The 20,410-nt window shown below is 35.2% G+C and carries 25 protein-coding genes and 3 pseudogenes; 7 read left to right on the forward strand and 21 right to left on the reverse strand.

Annotation, left to right across the window (positions count from 1 at the left end):
• Positions 1-65: 65 nt before the first annotated feature.
• The 4 genes from F9U64_RS20795 to F9U64_RS20810 form a co-directional block, all read right to left on the reverse strand.
• Complete coding sequence (locus tag F9U64_RS20795; RefSeq protein WP_153406818.1) at positions 66-278, reverse strand: hypothetical protein; 213 nt, start codon at positions 276-278, stop codon at positions 66-68.
• 204 nt (positions 279-482) lie between these two features.
• Positions 483-1,655, reverse strand: a complete 1,173-nt coding sequence (locus F9U64_RS20800; protein WP_153406819.1) for a vWA domain-containing protein — start codon at positions 1,653-1,655, stop codon at positions 483-485.
• 333 nt (positions 1,656-1,988) lie between these two features.
• Positions 1,989-2,942, reverse strand: a complete 954-nt coding sequence (locus tag F9U64_RS23630; protein ID WP_407647352.1) for a hypothetical protein — start codon at positions 2,940-2,942, stop codon at positions 1,989-1,991.
• 72 nt (positions 2,943-3,014) lie between these two features.
• On the reverse strand, positions 3,015-3,470 hold the full coding sequence (locus tag F9U64_RS20810; RefSeq protein ID WP_153406820.1) for a hypothetical protein: 456 nt from the start codon (positions 3,468-3,470) through the stop codon (positions 3,015-3,017).
• 251 nt (positions 3,471-3,721) lie between these two features.
• On the opposite strand from F9U64_RS20810, the gene F9U64_RS20815 reads away from it, so the two are divergent.
• The 4 genes from F9U64_RS20815 (at position 3,722) to F9U64_RS20830 (ending at position 6,588) form a co-directional block, all read left to right on the forward strand.
• Complete coding sequence (locus tag F9U64_RS20815; protein ID WP_153406821.1) at positions 3,722-4,972, forward strand: YcxB family protein; 1,251 nt, start codon at positions 3,722-3,724, stop codon at positions 4,970-4,972.
• Between the two features lie 322 nt (positions 4,973-5,294).
• The gene (locus tag F9U64_RS20820) at positions 5,295-5,690 is read left to right on the forward strand and encodes a hypothetical protein (RefSeq protein ID WP_153406822.1); all 396 of its coding nucleotides are present in this window, start codon (positions 5,295-5,297) and stop codon (positions 5,688-5,690) included.
• 31 nt (positions 5,691-5,721) lie between these two features.
• Positions 5,722-6,183, forward strand: a complete 462-nt coding sequence (locus F9U64_RS20825; protein WP_153406823.1) for a hypothetical protein — start codon at positions 5,722-5,724, stop codon at positions 6,181-6,183.
• 210 nt (positions 6,184-6,393) lie between these two features.
• Positions 6,394-6,588: a YwbE family protein gene (locus tag F9U64_RS20830; RefSeq protein ID WP_153406824.1), complete on the forward strand. Its 195-nt coding sequence runs from the start codon at positions 6,394-6,396 to the stop codon at positions 6,586-6,588.
• Between the two features lie 62 nt (positions 6,589-6,650).
• On the opposite strand, the gene F9U64_RS20835 is transcribed toward F9U64_RS20830, so the two are convergent.
• The 16 genes and pseudogenes from F9U64_RS20835 to F9U64_RS20910 form a co-directional block, all read right to left on the reverse strand.
• The gene (locus tag F9U64_RS20835; protein ID WP_153406825.1) at positions 6,651-7,166 is read right to left on the reverse strand and encodes a GNAT family N-acetyltransferase; all 516 of its coding nucleotides are present in this window, start codon (positions 7,164-7,166) and stop codon (positions 6,651-6,653) included.
• Between the two features lie 146 nt (positions 7,167-7,312).
• Positions 7,313-7,852, reverse strand: coding sequence for a DUF1572 domain-containing protein (locus F9U64_RS20840; protein WP_153406826.1), 540 nt, complete (start codon positions 7,850-7,852; stop codon positions 7,313-7,315).
• A gap of 340 nt (positions 7,853-8,192) precedes the next feature.
• Positions 8,193-8,441 carry a DUF3658 domain-containing protein gene (locus tag F9U64_RS20845; protein ID WP_228275825.1) on the reverse strand — a complete coding sequence of 83 codons (249 nt, stop codon included), beginning with the start codon at positions 8,439-8,441 and terminating at the stop codon, positions 8,193-8,195.
• 11 nt (positions 8,442-8,452) lie between these two features.
• Positions 8,453-8,977, reverse strand: coding sequence for a GrpB family protein (locus F9U64_RS20850; protein WP_153406828.1), 525 nt, complete (start codon positions 8,975-8,977; stop codon positions 8,453-8,455).
• 330 nt (positions 8,978-9,307) lie between these two features.
• Positions 9,308-9,741 (reverse strand): annotated as a pseudogene (locus tag F9U64_RS20855) (NUDIX hydrolase).
• A 367-nt stretch (positions 9,742-10,108) separates the two neighbouring features.
• Entirely contained in the window at positions 10,109-10,270 is a 162-nt protein-coding gene (locus F9U64_RS20860; protein ID WP_153406829.1) for a hypothetical protein, read from the reverse strand.
• Positions 10,271-10,612: 342 nt separating this feature from the next.
• Positions 10,613-11,029, reverse strand: coding sequence for a hypothetical protein (locus tag F9U64_RS20865; protein ID WP_153406830.1), 417 nt, complete (start codon positions 11,027-11,029; stop codon positions 10,613-10,615).
• Positions 11,029-11,235, reverse strand: coding sequence for a helix-turn-helix transcriptional regulator (locus F9U64_RS20870; RefSeq protein ID WP_153406831.1), 207 nt, complete (start codon positions 11,233-11,235; stop codon positions 11,029-11,031). Before F9U64_RS20870 ends, F9U64_RS20865 begins: the two co-directional genes overlap by 1 nt.
• Positions 11,236-11,328: 93 nt before the next feature.
• A complete protein-coding gene (locus F9U64_RS20875; RefSeq protein WP_228275826.1) occupies positions 11,329-11,649 on the reverse strand; it encodes a hypothetical protein in 321 nt (106 codons plus the stop codon).
• A gap of 40 nt (positions 11,650-11,689) precedes the next feature.
• Positions 11,690-12,031 (reverse strand): hypothetical protein, encoded by a 342-nt coding sequence (locus F9U64_RS20880; RefSeq protein WP_153406832.1) that lies wholly within the window; start codon positions 12,029-12,031, stop codon positions 11,690-11,692.
• Positions 12,032-12,092: 61 nt separating this feature from the next.
• Positions 12,093-12,575: a hypothetical protein gene (locus tag F9U64_RS20885; RefSeq protein WP_153406833.1), complete on the reverse strand. Its 483-nt coding sequence runs from the start codon at positions 12,573-12,575 to the stop codon at positions 12,093-12,095.
• Positions 12,576-12,768: 193 nt separating this feature from the next.
• Positions 12,769-13,287 (reverse strand): hypothetical protein, encoded by a 519-nt coding sequence (locus F9U64_RS20890; RefSeq protein WP_153406834.1) that lies wholly within the window; start codon positions 13,285-13,287, stop codon positions 12,769-12,771.
• A gap of 88 nt (positions 13,288-13,375) precedes the next feature.
• Entirely contained in the window at positions 13,376-13,948 is a 573-nt protein-coding gene (locus F9U64_RS20895; protein ID WP_153406835.1) for a histidine phosphatase family protein, read from the reverse strand.
• A 324-nt stretch (positions 13,949-14,272) separates the two neighbouring features.
• Positions 14,273-14,383, reverse strand: a pseudogene (locus F9U64_RS20900) (histidine phosphatase family protein); the annotation flags it as partial.
• 562 nt (positions 14,384-14,945) lie between these two features.
• The gene (locus F9U64_RS20905) at positions 14,946-15,695 is read right to left on the reverse strand and encodes a DUF5694 domain-containing protein (protein WP_153406836.1); all 750 of its coding nucleotides are present in this window, start codon (positions 15,693-15,695) and stop codon (positions 14,946-14,948) included.
• A 40-nt stretch (positions 15,696-15,735) separates the two neighbouring features.
• Positions 15,736-15,912: a hypothetical protein gene (locus F9U64_RS20910; RefSeq protein WP_153406837.1), complete on the reverse strand. Its 177-nt coding sequence runs from the start codon at positions 15,910-15,912 to the stop codon at positions 15,736-15,738.
• Positions 15,913-16,879: 967 nt separating this feature from the next.
• Between F9U64_RS20910 and F9U64_RS20915 the strand changes: the two are divergent.
• A pseudogene (locus tag F9U64_RS20915) lies at positions 16,880-18,749 on the forward strand (peptidoglycan D,D-transpeptidase FtsI family protein).
• A gap of 153 nt (positions 18,750-18,902) precedes the next feature.
• On the opposite strand, the gene F9U64_RS20920 reads toward F9U64_RS20915, so the two are convergent.
• Positions 18,903-19,181: a YesK family protein gene (locus F9U64_RS20920; protein ID WP_194287461.1), complete on the reverse strand. Its 279-nt coding sequence runs from the start codon at positions 19,179-19,181 to the stop codon at positions 18,903-18,905.
• Positions 19,182-19,452: 271 nt separating this feature from the next.
• On the opposite strand from F9U64_RS20920, the gene F9U64_RS20925 reads away from it, so the two are divergent.
• Both F9U64_RS20925 and F9U64_RS20930 read left to right on the forward strand, forming a co-directional pair.
• Positions 19,453-19,851 (forward strand): lipoprotein, encoded by a 399-nt coding sequence (locus F9U64_RS20925; protein ID WP_153406839.1) that lies wholly within the window; start codon positions 19,453-19,455, stop codon positions 19,849-19,851.
• 64 nt (positions 19,852-19,915) lie between these two features.
• The gene (locus tag F9U64_RS20930; protein ID WP_153406840.1) at positions 19,916-20,410 is read left to right on the forward strand and encodes a DUF4352 domain-containing protein; all 495 of its coding nucleotides are present in this window, start codon (positions 19,916-19,918) and stop codon (positions 20,408-20,410) included.

Raw genomic sequence — 20,410 nt, forward strand, 5'->3', positions numbered from 1 at the left:
ATTTTACTGGTATATTTGGGTAAATAAGTGTTTCTTCTTATCTAGCGAAAACTGTCTACTTTAGTTTAGCAGTCACACTGCTGCAGCCACATATAACCATTATCCACAATGCACACATCTTTCTCATCATAACGAAGGGATAATGGTTCTGTTACTTTTATCGTATGTAATAACGTGATATATCCTTTAAATTCTTCTGTTTCAAGATAAGATTGCGCATATTTTCTTTCTGTTACCCGCATCCAACCCGATCGGTCTGCGAATTTTCTTTTTAACATTTCTGCTTCCCCCTAAAGGCATTTTCCTTATGCAGCTGTGATACTCTCATAACTGCATCTTTCCCTAACCATTTTCCATTTTGAAAGGCTATTAAAAAAAGGAGACATTTCAAATTAAATTGATTAAAATGCCTCCTTCTTTGTTGTAATTGTTTAAGTCAGTATTTCATTGACACTCGTAAAAGTTTTTTCATCAAGAAATGGTTAATCCATATCCCTTAATTCCTGTCTCTCTTCCAGCCCCCGCTCCCGTACTTCTTGTCTGATTTCCAGACCTTCTTCACGGGCTTCCTGGCGTATGTCCAGAAACTCCATACGTATATATTCCCGCATGTCCAAGGAACGATCAGTGATCAGTGATCGAATTCCGATCGCATCCACCTCTTCCATCGTCTCCTCCATATATCTTGTGAGATCTTTCTGTCGGCTTTCTTCCTCTCGGCTCAGGTCTGATGCCTCTGATGACAATTCATAGGAAGGATCTATATATTCACTAACTTGTTCATAGTTGCTTGTAACATTATCATGGATCCATTCACCCCATGCCTTAATAAGGGCGAGTCGCTCTTCCTCGAAGGTCTCCTTCAATTCCTTGGCTGTGTCTGCATGAAAATATTCTCCATTTCCTGCTTCCGCGATTGCTTCCAGCGCATCTCTTTCCGCTTCCTCTATGTCAAAACCGATGATATTAACAATAGCGCCAATATCAGAGGAATGCATCGCTTCTGCCTGGGCGATTGGATCCCCTCCGCACGTCTCCTTTCCGTCACTTACTATGTAAACAATATTGCGCACATCATTTCCTTTAAGCTTTTCCATGTCTTTTGCTGCGTCTTCAATTGCAAGCGCGAGCGGGGTATATCCCGTAGGAGAGAACTTCTCCAAAGACTTCGTACAGTTATCCTCATTGTATTCCCCCAGAGCATATACTTCCTCTGTGGTAGCGCAGGATTTCTCTTTCCCTTCCGCCTGACTGGATCCGATATGTCCGTATACACGCAAAGAGACATTGGCATGTTCCGGCAGATTCTTTGCAAAATCAGCAATGGCGTCTTTTGCCAAATCCATTTTTATCTTTCCATCCACCTCTGCCGCCATACTTCCACTAGCATCCAGAAGAATTTGCACATTCAACTCCGGCATGTCTGCTGCTCCGTCTTCTCCAGGCTCCCCGTCAGGTGCTGCTGTAATACCTTCAAACTCTACCTCTACCGTATCGAGGAATTCCTGATATTTACGATAATCGCCGGCTGTCAGTCCTACAATTCCACGAAAATATTCTTCCGGTTCAAGCCCTTCCGGCCAGGTATCGATCACTGCCTTTACTGCTTCTTCATCGAAATTAGCCCCACCATATTCTCCCGGCTCGGCAGTCATCCAGGCAATGGTATCGTCAGGCGCGAAATCAAATTGGTCAAATCCTATCGAATCCCCTGACTCTTCGGGTTCTTGTTCTTGTTTTGCTACCTCTTTATCATCTGAAGTATGTTCTTCTTTGTCTGCAGAAGTGTCATCATTCTCATTTCAGCCAATCAATAGAATAAGACAAGATAACAGAATCGTATAAACAATTTTCTTCATATTCTTATACACAGATATTCGTTCTGTGTATACCCCTCCCTTAGCTGTTTTTTTAAATCTATCCTACAAGTATTCACTAATTTTCTTCAAGCCTGTTAATTGCAATTTCAATCTTTCTAGTTGGCTCGCTTATGAATGAATATGCAGCAAATGAATTAATTCAATAACTTTCTCATCTTCACCCGGATCAACATAGACTAGCTCTGTATTATCGATAATATCAGTGTAAAAACTTTCATCAACTAAAGAGTAATCACCATCCCAGCGCAGAGGAACATTATAGACATTAATCGTTCCATCACCATTCCCGCTGTATGTTACTGATCCATCTACCAGCCTGGAACCAGCTAATTGGATTACATCTTCCGGATAGACAGCACTATTGTCATCAGTTGGATTCAGTGGTTCACCTGCTTTAATATGACGGACATTTAATTCATCAATCTCCTGATTAGGGCCAAGCTGCAGCCATACTCTGGCATATTCAATTTGTTCACTGGAAAAGTCAGACAGTGTTTCTTTGTCCTCCTTATCACCAGCATTTACGTTACTATTTTCATAATCTTGTATTAAACTGACGGAAAAATCATCAATATTAGAAACCCAATTCACAGAGTCAATATGTACTTTTTCGTTCACTTTGGGTAATTCATTCATTATTTGCTCAGCAGTGTCAAACATGGTTTTAGTTCTGTTGTCCTCATAAGGTGCACTGTTTTGAAAAATTTCATTGATCTCCTGGCCATATTGTTTTGTTTGCGGAATAATGTTAACAGTAAAGTCCGTTATTTCCGTGTCGCTTTCCCATTCTTCAATTTCATAATGCGTATTCTCGATTGGGTAGTTTTCCTTTAAATATGTGACAATGTTAAAGTCTGTGGACTGATCATTTGTTTCCGCCGGTGTTGATTCGTCTGCCGTTTCTTCATAACTGTTGCCTGCATTGGATGTGGCTGGAGACTCGGCTTTATTTTCTTCCTGTTGATTTAGGGAAGCTGATTGATCGGGTGGTTCTTCAGAAGGATCGGAACAGGCGGTCAGTACGAATAGTATTGAGATTATAACGATCAAAATTCTTTTCATATAATGTACACTTCCTTTGTTGTTTTAATGATTCCATTCTAAAAAAATTTTTACATAGTAAAACAGAACAATTTATAAGTTATTTATTCTTACAGTTTCTCCTATATTATGGCCAACCCAAACACCACAAAAGGGCATTAAATCTATCGGAAAGTCGAAATTTACAGAATCAAAATCCATAGAAAAATAGAGTATAGTTAAGATAACAATTAAAATCAAAAAAATGACAGCCCCTAATGTTGTTCTACGCCTCCAAACCTTCTCACCCAGTCTATCTCTCTCAAACTCCTGTACCAATCTGTTTGTCTTTGTTCCTACCATCTTTCCTGTCGTTAGTTTATATAAACTGGCAGCTGCCACAATCGAAATAATCAGACAACACGTTCCAAAAAAGAGGGATGCTGATCCTCCGCTCTTGATAAGGAATGCAAATAAAACAAAGATTAACAGCATAATCATATTGAATTGGATTAACTGCCTCTTTTTCAATCGCTTCACTTGTTCTATATCCCAATGTGTCTCGTGCATGTTGCTCCTCCTTACCGTTAACAAGGAATTTCTTTAACGCTATCAATGTCTGTGTGGAAATATCCAATTCTGATTAAATATGTCAGTATTATTTTAACATAAATATCCACTTGATAAGAAAGAAAAGTGGTTACTGCTGTTTCAGGATCACTTTTAACTGCATCTAAAATGTTAACAGCACGTATACAAAACGAGATAAAAATGTTAAAATTTTCAAGTAATAAATATTAACTTAGGAGAGGGTGAAAACTTTGGAATTTACTTATGAGTTGAAACCAACAGATTTATGGAACTTACAAAAACATGCAAAAGAGTTTTCCTCTACCATAAAACGTTATAACAGAAACACTTATGTTTTAATTACGATCAGTTCGTTTTTTTTGTTTTCACTAACTGCATACCGAATGGATCTACCCATTCCATTAATAATTATATACGGTTTGTTTCATACATTTTTTTGGGCTGCAAGTATTTCCCCTCTCTTCATAGGCTTTATGTATTTTATAAAGTCTAATAATGTAAGACGCCAATTAGAACGCGAAGACTTCTTCGGGGAATATAAACTATTTATGGAGGAGGATGGACTGACAGTAAAATCTCCACTTAAGAAAAAAACGTATCAATGGAATGACTTTATTGGAAAATATGAAACTGACTCCTATTATTTTCTCATCTACTCAGGCAAAGAAGCCGTAATTATCCCAAAAAGCTCAAAGGAGTTAGATGATTATTTAAAAACATATATAAGATTTGAACCATCAACTATAAATAGTAAAAGAGTAAAAATCCAAATTATTTTATTAATTATCTATCTTTTGTCCTTTTTCATTTCTAATTTTAATGAATGGACAGACCCATTACATAAGATTAAAGCTGATACAGCTGAGCTGTTTGTATCATTCGAAGATAAATCTAATCTTCAAATCACATCATCAGTAACTCAGGAACAAATAGACAAACTAAATGATAAGCTAATTTCTGTTCCAGCAACTGAAGATAATTTGGCGGAGAAATTTCAAATAGCCAATTGGATCAGGGAAGCAGAAGAACAATTGTACGAGGACCTTCCGGAAGATCAGATAACTCGTACCTACCATGGGGAAGGCGAGTATTGGAAAATTGAAGATTATCGCGTGAAAGTTAGTCCCATTCTTTTTCGTACATATGAAGGGATAATGCATATGAAAGATCAAGATACTTATCATGCTGATTATCTCATGACAGAGTTTCATGTCGTCTTCAAGTGGGGGAAGGATATGAAAATTCATCGAGAACACCGCTCCAGCAAAATTAAGGGAGATAACTTAAATGAGTTAGATATAAGCAGTAAATCAACAGGGGAATTTCCCAATAATAGAGAAGAATTAGATGAGAATGGTGATCCTGTTACTTTCGAAGATATTGAGGAAATTTATGTAATTATCCAATGGAAAGGTGAAAATCAGGATGACTTGTTTGAAGAAAAAATAACGTTAACTTCTGAAGATTCTAAAGGTAACTAGCCCTTGTTCAAAAGACGAGGGCTAGTGGTTATGTTCAGGACTTATCACTCCCTTTTAAATATTATTCTCTCTATGTATTCGATACTTTTTCCTAAAAACCTTTTCTACTAAGAATGAATATTATAGACTATATGTAAATAAGGAAAAATCGCTTGAGTCTATATATTAATCGTTTTCATATCCGGTAAAACAGAACTGTGTCACATATATTTAAATGAATTATCAACAGAATATTCCGATTTCCGGCCACAAATCATTAATGTGATACTATTGATTCATAAATTATGTATGCTTGTTCTAACCATACTTCAGGAGTGATAATATGAAAAAATATTGTTTTTTACTAGTTAGTTTCTTGTCTGTCATACTAATAATTGGTTGTAATTCTGAAAAAGATGCAATTGAATACTTAACAGATGACCAGGAATATAAAAAGAAATTGGTCGTTTTTTATCATATGTCTTTGGAAGAGTCATATAGAAGCAAAGTGCTTGATAATCAATACAAAATTAATAATGATAAATTAGAGGGTTCTCCCTTGATTTCAATAAGATTTATTGATGTAAGTGACAAAGAAATGTATGATTATAATTTCACAAAATCACTGGATTTAGAGGATTATCCAGTTTTATTACTATTTGACGAGGAAGAAGAAATTTTCAGGACAACAGATCCAGATAAGCTTTATGAATATTTTAATTCGATAAGCGATGAATGAGGGAATAGCAAAACAAACATGGGAGAGCTTTATGGAAGTTAAAGGTTATTTATTTGAAGGGATTTATGCAAATAAACTTGACACTTACCTAGTGAAAAAAGATCTTATTCTTCACTCTGTTGAACCAATATTATACTTTAGAAGAGACAATTCATCTGACATAAAATATTGGAAGGTGAACTGGATGGAGGATAGCGCAGGAGATGACATACTGTTACTTAAAGAACAAGAAACGCCTGAACCACTTGAATACGAAAAAATAGATAATCCGTATCATAAACACCTTATAATGGGTTCTAGTTTTTCGGTGCAACATAATGTAGTAAATAAGGTAATTGGATATGGGTTTAAGGATAGTCATAATGAAATCTTAACTTCAATTGTTCTAGAGCTTGATGATTTGTTCATTTCTATTATAACGGGGCCAGTTATAGAAACAAGAATTACAAACGAGGAACCTAATGATATTGGTGACATAATTTTTTCAACATAACTAAAATTGTGAATTACCTTATCGGCGGCAATCTTACAATTAAAATTGAGAGCTTCAAGGTTGCTTGTTCATTAACGTCTTTCTTTTAAATTGACCTAATATAGCGGATTTTCTTAATTAGCTACTTATTAGATGCTTATTTAACTCTTTGGAGAGGATTGAGATTGTAAAATCTGTTATAATGTTAAAAAATCGTGAAGGAGCCCCACAATGACAGGAACAGAAAGAAAAAATATTAAAATAGGCGCTAAAGTGCGAGTGGTTCAAAAGCAGGACCAACGCTCTGGAAAATTAACAGAAGGTATTGTATCAAATATTCTTACCAATTCTGCCACACACCCCCATGGTATTAAAGTAAGATTAGAAAGTGGTATAGTTGGCAGAGTAAAAGAAATCGATGATTAGAACGGGCAATGGCCAGGAAATCACATTGATCTATGTGATTGATTCATAAAAAAATCAAGATCTTATTCTGGCTTTTGCTTGGTTAGAAACAAAGCTAAATCATCGTCCGCCCGAATGAGGCTACCAGGTTCAACAGGTAAATTATTGTACATAATCCCTCTGCCATCAGGAATATAGCCACGTTTAATGTACAATCTTTGTGCTGCACCATAATCAGCATACAATCCGAACCCAATGCCAATGACATCATATGTATCAAACGCAAACCTTTCAATGGTATCGATCAACGTTGAACCCACACCACGTTTTCTATATGGCGGGATTACATCAAAGTTTTGAATCTCCGGGACACCATTTTCCATGAAAAACGCGTATTCTGACTTGTAAACTAGATGTCCCCAACCAACAAATCTTTTGTTATCCAGAGCCAAAAATGTTGTTCTTTCTTGGCTAAGATTTTCCCTCCAACATTTCTCAATGTAATCCAGAGGTTTGCTAACATCATGACCAGACAATCCATTATAAACCAGTTCGATATCGCTCTGTATCATTTGTCTGATCTCTACAGGTTGACGCATAAAACTTCCTCCCCCTCTATTGGACTGCTCTTAATAAACAGTTTGTAAATCTAGTGAGAACTTGACAGTGGGGGGGTTAAATCCGCCACTGATCATTAGCAAAACTTAACAGGAACTATAGCCTCTGTTAGTTCAACAACCTCAATCTATTTATCTTGGTGCCTTTCAAGCATTTCCTTTAAATATTCTTCAGATTTCCCTTTAGGAATGCTGAGACTCTTCCAATTATTATCCTTTAGCTGTTTACCTACATAAACAATTTGACCAACATGATAAGCGTAATGTGCCATTTGTCTTTCGATTGCCTCTAACACCAAATGCTTTTCACCACGAATGAAAATATATTTTAATAGATCTGCCTCACTTAAATCAGTTAATGTCTCAATTAGGACTCTCCAACCCTTTTCCCAAACAGCAATTAACTCGGCTTTCGTAGTTGTATCATCTACGAATTCTTCATCACGATCTCTGTATTCTTTTTCCCCATCTGAAGTTAAAAAGTTACTCCACCTTGAAACCATATTTCCACTTAGATGCTTTACTATTATTGCTGCGCTGTTGGACTCGGTATTATAATTCCAATGTATTTCCTCATCCGATAATTGGTTTAATGTCTTATCTCCAAGTCTTTTTACACTAATAAATCTTTCCATTACAACCCTCAAATATTCTTTTCCAATCTCCACCTTATTCCCCCCTTAAACGAATCATGCTATACATTTTATATTATAATTTCATGGTTTCCATTTCCCGATTTCGCTTCTATAACATTATTCTGTATACTTTTATAAAACCCTTTTTAAAAGTGAATGATTTCAAAAAAGAGGGGCTAATTGTGTTTATAGAGCAAATTATAAGCAACCTTCCAATATAAACGTATTTAGTTACCATTTTGCCAATTTAAAGTATAATACAGACTATAGGCAATATAATAAGACTAGCCGCTTGGTGCTGGTACACTCACTACCTGAATGCTTGCTAGGCTAGAGTATTTATTTTTTTGATGAAATGACAGAATAGCTATGATTAAAGCACCGACTTCACCCTCACACTGTAAAATCTCATCCCTTTCGGAACTGCGCTTATTTCAAAAACACCATTCATGATTAAATTTCTCACCCTATATTCAAAAAACTCGTCACCAAAATATTGATCTAAATTTCCGATAACTTCACCAATCAGTCGAGCTGTTTTCATAAATCCATGATCCTTTTGCTCACTATGCAGCTTATGGGCCTGCTTAATTATATATTTATATAGTTTCCATTCCCCCACTCCCCCAGTTATTATCGCTTCGCTAAAATCTTATCAACAAACTGTTTTTTCTCATCTGTGTAAACGCTCTCGTTATTAGGATACTTCATCGCCAAATCTCTTTTCATTGCTTCATATTCCTTAGCGGCTTCCGGGTGCTGATTCAAATAATCTCGGAAAAAGATATGCTGGCTCCACCAATCTCCCTCATATTCGACCACATGAAGGATATGTGTTTTCGTGAAATTCTTAAGATCAGAAAACTTGGCAAAAACTGCTTTTCCGTCAATCTTCACGCGGTGTAAATGATAATATCCGCTAGCCTTTAATTTTTCTTTGTCAAAATTCTGGATGTCAGCCATTGAAGTAACGCCCGCAACCATATCAATCACAGGCTTAGCATCGATTCCATCTATTGCAGTACTGCCAATATGCTGGAGGTCCTTAATATGCGCACCGATTAATTCGTTCAGTAGCTTCTTCTCTTTCTGGAAAAGCACCTTCCATTCAATAGATGGAGCAGCTAACCTTACTTCACCTTTATTTATCCCAAGCATTTAGGTCACTCTCCTTGATTTTTACATATCTCTTTTTCCTCCCAAAGTTGAAGGCATTGAATGACTCATTTCTTTATGGACTTGCTGCCATCTATTGACAGCCGAACATGTCGGGCTGGATTTTATTACAGCCTAACTATATCGCTTTTCATAAGTTCCCTTGAGATCCGGCTGTGAAGTTAAACCATATGGTGGCAGGTTGATCTGGGGTGGGTGCTATCAGCTCGAATGTCGGGTCTCATCCATCATATGAAAATGGACACCTAGAGGGAGAAAATCACTTCATTTTCGCCTGGTAAAATTGGAAACTTCCAGGCGCATTCACTCCTATTATTTTATTGCCTCAGCAACTGCCCAGCTCTGATGCTTGTGCAAAAGTTTCTCGATAGCTTCGGCTGGTTCCATCCAGATTAGATGATGGGCTTCTTCCATTGACTTCCTGATTTGTTGTCCAATCCTGCCTAAATAAAAAACGCCTTCATTTAAGTAATATGTTAACTCATTTGGAGAAAAAAGTAGTTCCTGGCAGCTCCTATATAAGCTCCTATCTCCATATCAGATCCCAACTCTTCCATCACTTCTCTTTTCAAGCATTCTTCCTGGATTTCATTAGCTTCCATTCCGCCACCAGGGAGAAAATAATTACCATCACTTTTCTGGATAAGCGCTATTTGTCCTGTTTGATTGAATAGGACACAATAAACAGCAGGTCTTACTATGTATTCTTTTCCATCTTCTTTTTTTCCGAATGTAAGCAAATCCATACCTCTTTTCGCTGATACTCACTCATTTTATATCCTGGCACCTTCATAACTGCATAACTCTCTTACTGCTCGCCACTTTTGACGCTATGACTCTTTCTTAACTGCATAACTCTCCTAACGCTCGCCGGTTTTGACGCTATGACCCTTTCATAACTGCATAACTCTCCTCACGCTCGCCGGTTTTGATGCTATGACCCTTTCTTAACTGCATAACTCTCCCTACGCTCACCACTTTTGATGCTATGACCCTTTCATAACTGCATAACTTTCCCTACGCTCGCCACTTTTGATGCTATGAGCCTTTCTTAACTGCATAACTCTCTAAGGCATTCAATTTCATAACTTTATTATAGGATTTTTGCTATTTTCATTTTGTTACTAACCAAACTACGATAAGTGTGATACCTATGATTGTCGAAACCGTTACTTGTATGTTTGTAGCTTTTCTTCTTTCCAGGTTTTTTGTTAATAATGGGGTAATTAAAAAGATAATGATTGAAATGAATAATAACACATATGATAAATCCATTTTTTATCTCTCCCTAAAATGAGGCTACCGTAATTATCAAAACTACTTTTTGAAGAGAGAAATGACAACATAAAAGATACAAGCAACAAATCCAATAACTAAAATAAATAGCAATAAAAACCAGCCAAGCTCTCTAATTGTTTCCATATTCCCCCTCCTCAATTTATTAAATACTCAACCTTTAACAGCGTTTATTATCACTCTCCTTCCATTTTTCCATATATATCCTTTCCGTTGGCTATATTAAAATAATCTTAGCTCACGTAATTGTAAAAAAATTTTCGGAAACCTAGACAACTATCTCATTATTAAAAGATTTTCCTCTTATTTATCACATTAAATTTAATCTCCTCTTTTTGCCCTTAAATAATAAACATAAATCACAGGTACCAAAAAGCAAATAAATACAATCCCGCCAATAAGCAGTCCATTTACTGCCGTAGAGCCGTCTGTTATGGATACAAGTATGCCGATAACACTGGAGATTATCACAATCACACCTAACGATACAGCAAAACTTTTCTTTGGAGATTTGTTATTGTTTTCATGGTCTACACTAATATTCATTGATAAATAGGCAGCAATAACGGTCGTGATAATAAATACCATCCATAACGGGTTTTCCCTCATTCCGTCTATCCCTTTTGTTACCAAGTCGTAACCTAGTATCCCCAGAATTCCAAGCGTTTGAATAAAATAAGCGATGCGGATATTTTTCAAATTTTGCAATTGCAAGCGTTCATCTCTTATTTTCTTCATCAATGATCACTCTCCTTTTCCACCCAGAATACTTCATCTAATGACTTATTCACGGCATAACAGATTTCCAGGCACAATTTTAAAGTTGGGTTATATTTTCCTTTTTCAATCAAGCTGATCGTTTGCCTGGTAACACCTACTTTATCAGCCAATTGCTGTTGGGTGAGATCAACTTGGACACGGTAGATTTTTACATTATTTTTCAAATAAGATCATCCCTCCTTGACACAAATTGTAACATATACATTACAAAAAGCAATATATATGTTACATTATAACGATAAAAAAGTGCTAACTATTCAGGAATTAGCACTTCTCTTCTGAAAAGAATATATTCCGATCATAAAACAAATCATACTCACTGCCCACACAACTCCGGCTATACCTATCTGTAATGAATTTTCCTCTGAAGCCATTGGATGTTCGTAATCGAAAGAGATTGCTTGCAAGAGAAAATATACGGCAACAGAGAAAAACATTAAATGCAACAAGGTCCAGATATATCCTGAATGATTATTTTTATATCTCACCCATAGAATTACGGTAGCTAGAAATGCCATTCCCATCACAATCGAAAAACCGCCAATTAACAGACCGATGACTTCCTGTTCTAATGGCATGCGTTTATCCCTCCTGACTACTTAAAAAATTTTGACCGGATTACTCCCCTGTCTGCAGCAAATACCTTTTTTCTTTGCCATCATGCTCCACAATTAAAATATCCCTTCTTTCTTCTGGTGCAAAAATTTTCGCACCTACAGGTAATTTAGTTGCCATCCCTTCACCTATTTCTCCAAGTTGTTTTTCTTTTGTTAAGTCTTCCTCTTCGATCCAATCAATACCTGATTTATATACTTTTCCATCCCATTCAAACATATCTGCAACGGGGCTTAGTTTTAAAACCTGTTCTTTGGTCAATAAACCACCTTCATTTTGTCCGGGACTTGAAATACAGCCTATTAATATAGCAGGCAGAAAAAGAATTATTAGATAGCGTCTCATAAAATCACTCCGTTATTCGGGTTATGTATGTATAAATTAATTCTCCAGAGTTTCTGCTAAACTAATTAAATGATGCTGCCATTTTGATTAACTGTGTTTCACTTACCTCAGATGGAGTGAGTTTATAATAATAAATAATTTCATAATAAAGTTCATCCTTTTGCCAGGTTAGAATTCTTCTGCCCGTATCATCTGGAATAAATTCTCCACTGATGTTATTGCCTATTTTAACAGTTTCCTTTTTATCTGCTGGATACTCTGGTTTTGTTTTCGTTATTTGAATATCTAACATATTTTTGTCTGCATTTATTAGTGAAATGACTGCTGTCTGTTTGTCCTCTGCTACATTAAGATCTGTTACTTTCATCTCTTTAAAAGGAACCTTTGTCGGTGTCATCATCTCATATGAATGATTTTCTGTTAGTTCAGATGCTTCAGTAAGGTTAAAGTCATACATTTTCGCTCTGACAGCAGACCAGCCGATAGAGAAGGTTGCCACAAGTATTAAGATTAGTGCCATGATTATAATTTTCTTTCTCGTCACTTTCTTCAGACCCTTCATTTAGGATTTTTGAGTAATTTGATATCCTTTTTGATCAGGGAGACTACCATATAAAATAAACATTTTCTGCTTTGAAATGACACACAATAAAGCGCTTGCTCTAAAGAGAAACAAAAGCCTCTCGAAATTTTCTGGTTCACTAAGATCTAAGATACTTTCCAAGTAACAGAATACTCTATTCTAAGAAAGACTCTAAAAATGTAATCACATAATAACCATAGAAGATGTTCAGTGCCTGAATGATTAAGGAGACAACTAGAATTATGATAAAATTCACCATCGCTGATTGTCTTAATTGCAGGTAGTAACTGATTCCCCATATCACGTATAGGAGCATAATATGTGTGTGTTCCGCTGTATAAGGATCTTCTTGACCAACAAAATGCAGTCCGAAAAATGCAAAAAACCCTACTACTAACAGACCGGCAAGTAATATAATATTTGTGATATGAATCGTCTTTCTGAGAGTCCGGGATTTGCTTAGGATAATTCCAGTAATTAATTCGAGAAAAGCTAACCCCAATATACAAACACCTATTAAAGTATCAATCAAAAAAACGGATAAAAATCCCACTATATGGACAACCGCGGAAATATATAAACCTGTCGATTTTTTTGCAAATAAGCTATAGACTGCATAGCCTAATCCTACCCATGATATTCCTGCAACAATCCAAATAATCAAAGTTGGCATGCAAAATTCCTCCTTTATAGAGATACTTTGTGACTTACCTGTTGCTTCAGCATGGAGTCAACTGGTATTTCAACCTCTATACATTCAATTAACTCCATATCCGCTCCACTTCTAACAAACTACACTTATTGTCAAAATCCAATCTATATATATCAGGCTTTGAGGTACTTTTCCAAAATTCATATCCATAACTGTCATTAAAATAATTCATAATGATTGTCATAATATTTCCGTGTGTTCCTATGACTATATTTTTTCCCTGGTGTTCCTTTAATAATTTCAAGATGATAGGGATGGCGCGTTTTTGAGCGGCAAGTGTCGATTCTCCGCCTTGCAAACAATAGTTTTTATTTTCAAAAGATAACTTTATCGCTTCTGTTATCTCTTTTTCAGAGAGTTGATAATCTAACCCTTTTATTGGGCGTTCTTTTAATTCTTCGTATTCTATCACATTTAGCCCTCTATGTTCTGCCAATTCTTGTACAGTTTGAACTGCCCTTGTATAAGTGCTTGATACAATCAGACCAATTTCCTTATTGCTTAATATTTCGGTTACTTTTTTCGCGCCCAATTCCCCTTCTTCTGATAATTTACGTGTTCTTTCTTCTCCAAATTTAAATGGAGACTTTGCGTGACGGACCATATAAATCGAAGCAGCCAATGAAATCCTCTCCCAGTATAAAATGAAAAATCATATAATTAATCTCTTCTGCCCGTTCTTTTATAATTCAATACTAACATAATCTTCCAGATGAAGACATTTAATCTTTGCTAAACTATTATTAATTTTACAGAATGACTAATTGGCAGTATCTCTCATTTGCTAGCTAATGGGTGATTATATTGATTCTTTATGTCATTGATGGCAATTCTGCTTCTAAAATAACAATGTGAACATTGGGATTTTAAATGCAAATATCAAAAAGTTATTGTTTTCAATTTGTTAAATCACTAAATGGAACAGGTAATAGAACGATACTTCCGATTTAGCCTGACTAACACCATTTTTAGTCAATGCAGGGTCACGAATTTGTAAACTTATTGGTGAATTCAATGTATGTTCACCTTGTCCGTGTCTAATAAATATTAACTCCACAATATCTCCTCCAGGAATTATACTATTTGAGTAAATCAACTTTCCTTTTTAATTCGATATATTCCACGCATCCAATGATGGTACTATGTTTAACATTTCTTCAATTTCTTGTTCTCGTCTTTTGTCCCATCAACCTGCATTATTATATAAATTCATAACATCATATGCCTTAATCTGTTTCGATCGTTGATTTTTCTCCCAGATCTCATTTAATAAAAATATTACTATTTCTTTGTCCTAGCCCGCTTTATATGCTTCCACCCAAAATCTCAGTAATCTTAAAATAACTGATTATATACAAAATGTTCACTATCGTTGCAAGCATTGACAGACCAATGTTCTCTTTGGCTATAAAAGCACCAATACCCAGTAAAAATCCGGCCAGACATACCATAGGTGAAAAAAATAGGAGGATAATAAAGATAAAAGAAAGCATTTCCATTTGTGGAAAAATAAGATACATTAAAGAGAAGATAAGCAGAATCAAATTGAATGTAAAACAAGCTAGTGACATTTTATATATGGGATACTGCAAACTCCAGAAACCTCCTTGTACTAACTGTCATACACATATATAATCTTGTACAGTTTCTAAATTAAATATATTGCTTTCCCTTAAAAACTGGTTCAACAAATAGAGATGACCAGCACCATATAGAACAAAAATTCTATCCTCATTTGTAGTGATTAATTCCACTAAATTTTTGTAGATTACCATATTTCGATAATACCAGTATTGTGCGGTCCACATTGCACCAACTGGATTGTCTTCGCTGCCAATTAAAGCAAGTTTCATATACATCTCATGATTTGACTGAACCTTTTCTTTGTCATTCATCCAAAGCAAAAACTCATTTATTGTGTGATTTGAAAAATAATCCTCAGTCTCTCGTGTCATTTGTTTTCCCTTTTCAGCTATTTCGCTAAATAAGTCAGATTTGTTTTTATCTGCCCAATCACCCAAATTAGGAACGCCTTCATTATTTTCGTTCCAATCAACTGCATATATTTCTTTATGGTTCATTTCTTTAGCTAATTGAAAGCCAAACTGGTGCCGTTCATTGGCTGTTAATGAATAGTTTCCATTTAGAAAAGACAGGTAATCTTTATTTAGATTACTTTGGTTTTCGGTTAAGACCTCCAATGCAATTTTCGTTGGTCGAAACGCTTTCAAAAAATTGATAACTTCTTTTACTTCATCTTGTCTTTTTCCAGTAAGAATGCCTTCGGTTTGTGACATAAACATATCTCCATTTTTAGGATTATCTAAATGATCCGTACCGAGCAGCAATATTGTTGGTTTTTTATTCAATAAACTCTCCCCCTCACAACCTTATAATATATACAAAGATTTATCTTCCACATAAAACAAGTATTGCGTACATAATAAAACCAGACAGTATTCCACCAGTTATATAAAGATGGCCAATATCATTATTTTTGCTAATTAGTTCTTTTATAAGCTTTCCAGATACTATAAATAAGAAAAATGCACTAAGAATTGCACCGATAAATAGAAATAGCTCCATAGACCATCCTCCAGTTTCTTCATGTATTCTTTGTACCAATAACATGGCATTTTTTCTTGCCAATAGGCCTACAATAATTGATATTAATATAGAGTTGCGAGTTATCATAATTTTTATTTGGTAACGGTTTTTTCATAAAAATTTATATATATATCTATCATTTAATGAGGTATTTATTGCATTTTACTAGTTTATTAATAAATTAACAATATATGTTTTTTTACTAATTAAACAGGAATTGGTATCGTGACTTTTACAAAATCTTCTACAGAGTTAACAGTAATTAAAGGGAATTAATAGTAAAAAGCTCATTTCCTAGGTAATATTACATTTTTACCTTTATATGTTATAATAGTATACATTATACATAATTATACAAAAGTAACAATATGAAGAGAATTAATCTTATTAAGTATACATCGGGAAATCAATCTTTCAGGAGGGCAGAAATGCATAAGGAGATAGAAAAAAGATTAAAAATAATACGAAGCATAGTGTTTATTCTTTTTATAGCACTATTTATCTTTCTCATAAGAATCGTTTTTCTTTAGAAAACAAGTATAACCAGGTTTTAAAAAATATTTTCAAAAGGAAAATTATCACATTCGGATACATTTTAAGAATGTTGCTTTTAAAAGAATAATTTTTTAATAGAAAAGACGGTTTTAATTAAGGGTACTTTTTCCCGTCATCGTCTGTTAAATTTACTGCTATTTTAGCTAACGCCACATGATTGGAGGTATATAGCATGTTTAGTCAAAGGAAATTTAAAATGAAAAGAAAAAAGAAAAACAAGATTGCCCAATTGCCCTTGCGATTAAATATCTTATTTGTCATTGTATTTTTAGTTTTTTCTTTAATTATAGTTCAATTAGGAGTACTTCAAGTTTTAAATGGAGAAGAAGCTCAGCGGCAAATTAACAAAACAGAAGATACATCATCCAAAAAACCAGTTCCAAGGGGAAAAATGTATGATCGTAATCATCAATTAATTTTAGATAATGTAGGAGTCAAAGCAATTACTTATACTCCTCCAAAAAATGGCGAGAGTTCTGAAGAAAAATTGAAATTAGCAGAAAACTTAGGTCAATATATTATTGTATACAAGGATAAGGAAGAACTAAGGGAAGAAATTACGGAACTGGATAAGAAAGAATATTTCTATCTTTTACATGCAAAAAAAGTAAGCGACAGGCTCTCTGAGAAAGAAAAAGAATTAGAACCTGGTCCACGTTACCAAGCCGAGTTAAATAAAATTACAAAACAAGACCTGGATTCTATTGCATGGACAGATGAGTTATTAAATATCATTTCAATTAAAAAAGAACTAGATGTTGCCAGGGGGTTATCTCCTCATGTGATTGTTAATGAGGGAATTACAGAAAAAGAGTATGCACAAGTTGCTGAGCATCTTCCAGTACTGCCAGGAATTGATGCTACTATTGACTGGAAAAGAGATAAAAAATTTGATGAAACACTATCTGCTTTTATAGGTAACATTACGAGTTCAGATGAAGGAATTCCACAGGAAGAAAGTGATTATTACTTAGCGAATGGGTATTCACGAAATGACCGAGTGGGAGAAAGTGGCCTGGAACAAGAATATGAACATGTGTTGCGTGGCAGAAAAGAAAAAGTAAAGTATACGACCGATTCCAATGGTAATATCGTAAGTTCTGATGTAGTTGTTACAGGACAGAGAGGGAAAGACCTAGTATTGACGATTGATATGGACTTACAAAAAGCTATGGATCAGATCGTTGAGGAAGAACTGAGGAATGCACTTGCTTCTTCAAACAATAATGGTTATCTCCAGGATGCAATGGCAGTAATGATGAATCCTCAAACTGGTGAAATATTGGGAATGTCAGCATTCAGATATGACAGACAAAATAATGAGTTTTTAAACAATTCTTATCGAGTGATTTATGACGCCCATGCACCAGGATCTTCCATTAAGGGTGCAACAGTTTTGGCGGGTTATCAATCAGGAGTAATCGATTTAAACAATAATGTGCTAAGTGAATCCCCTATCGACATAAAAGGAACTCCTGTGAAAAATTCACATACTAATTTAGGTCCTGCCCTAAATGATATACAAGCATTACAAGAATCTTCTAACATTTATATGATGCGTATCGCTATAAAGATGAGTGGTGCAAACTATAGAAAAGGTGAGCCGCTATATAATTTTAATTATGGAACATTTAACGAACTAAGATATTATTACAATCAATTCGGTTTAGGTGTAAATACCGGAATTGATATGCCATTCGAATCTATCGGTGTTATAGGAGATACAGACAAGGCGAATGCAGGTAATTTACTAGATTTCTCTTTTGGTCAATTTGATACCTATACAACAATGCAATTAGCTCAATGATGGTTATCGTATAACACCACATTTATTAAAAGAAATCAGAGAACCAAGTACCAATGATAAAGAAATGTTGGGACCGGTACTGGAAGTAAAAGAACCACAAGTTTTAAATCGTATAGAGATGGAAGATCAATACATTGAAAGGGTCCAACAAGGATTTAGACGGGTATTTACTGAGGGTACTGCAAGTGGAAGGTGGTCTGGTTTTCCATATGAAGTATCCGGTAAAACAGGTACAGCGGAAAATCCGCAATTTGAAAACGGGCAACAAATATACACCGAAAATTTAACACTCGTCGGATACAGCCCGGCTGAAAATCCAGAAATTGCATTTGCGATAGTAGTACCTAAAAATGGTGGTACAAGCGCGACTCAATATCCAATTCATCACAACATTGGAAAAAGAATTGTCAGTAAGTACTATGATTTAAAAAATGGCAAAGAAAAGACTGACTAAAAGCTGCTTTTAACCTATCCATACAGCCAAATTTGTGTAGTATCAATAATTAGAGACACTAGGACATAGCGAAATAATAGTCCTAGTGTTCCTTTTAACATTGAACCAATTGGCATATATTGGTTAGTTGAAAAGAAGATATTCTCATTGGCCTCACCGTTCTTTATTATTCTTAATAAATGTGCTGATACCTATTCCGGTGGCAGTACCTATAAGAGCTGAGACGGAATAGAAACCAATGGCCATACCTTCCCAACGTCCGATTCCTAAAATACTGTATAGAAAGAGACCAGCAAATATTACAAAGAAAGTAGCAGCAACAAAATATAACAGAATTCGTTTTACAAACTTTGCCAATACACAAATGAATGCGGCAACTACAATACAAACTAAAATAATTGGCAACCAACCCTCCAGATATAGTACTTGCAAGATAAGCACCTCCTGATTCAAAGCAATTCAACATTCGCACAGGCTAGCGGAAAACTTTCTTGACTAAACAGCCGTTACTGTAACAATTCCATGCTAACATAATATTCCAAATACATCATTGAATTTTCACCAAATCCTAGACAATCATTTATGTAAATCGCCTTTCTGCCAATTTAATTAGAGCAATTGTAAAAAACTCAACTGCCATGAAGGATTTAACCGCCATGGAGAGAATAACTATATGAAGAAAATATATACAGGAGGTAAGGTTTTGAAAAAAATTATTCTTTTTACAATGATTGTGGTACTGCTTTCTGCCTGCAATAATGCTGAAACAAAGAAAGATGCCGTTATGGATAATCCTACTGATAAAACAACAGAAAACCTCACTCTCGATATAGAAAACGCCTTAACGAAAATAGTGGAAACACCAGCAGCCTCATCCAATCCCAACGATTATGTAAAAGCCAATCAAGAGAAATTCGATTCTATTGTGGGACATGGAAACAAGACATTGGATTATTTACTAATGAAATTCAGCATGACAGATAGTGATGGATTAAGAGAATACGTGATGGCGATGGCATGTAACGAAATTCTCGGTAATGCTAATCCAGTAAAAGAATGGAGCACAGGGCGAACTTGGTTTAACCAATATAGAAATATGTAAATTTGATAATTTTCAAAACGTTCTCGACAGGTTATCAATTAACATAAAAAAGGAGTTTTTACAAATGAAATGTTCAAATTTCCTGATGATCTTAGTCATTGCCGGCTTGTTATCAGCATGTAATAATACAAAAGAAATCTCTAATGAAGAAAGCAATGATATACCTGCACAGGAAAATGTTATTGGGAATGTTCCAGATATGTTACATTATGGTGAAGGCTACAAAGATGGAATGAAGGTAGTCACCCTTCACACAGCTTATAATGATCCTAAGTCTGTGTCTGCCATTATTTCGATTGAGAATGTTGGAGATACACCGCTTAATGCAGATAGTTTAGCATTCAGTCTATATGACGATACGGAAGATCTAACATATCAAGGAACGATTGCTGCCAACAAAAACCCTGCAGATCGAAACCTTCAGCCTAATGACAAAATAACGTTAAACATTACATTTAATATTCCTATATTAAATGACGAATACAGATTAACGGTGGAAAGCTTTAATTCAACTGATACAACACCATGGTTAGTAGATGACTTGAAAGTTGAAGGATAA

This window comes from Gracilibacillus oryzae, assembly GCF_009498735.1.
In the GTDB taxonomy this organism is placed as follows: Bacteria; Bacillota; Bacilli; order Bacillales; family Amphibacillaceae; genus Gracilibacillus; species Gracilibacillus oryzae.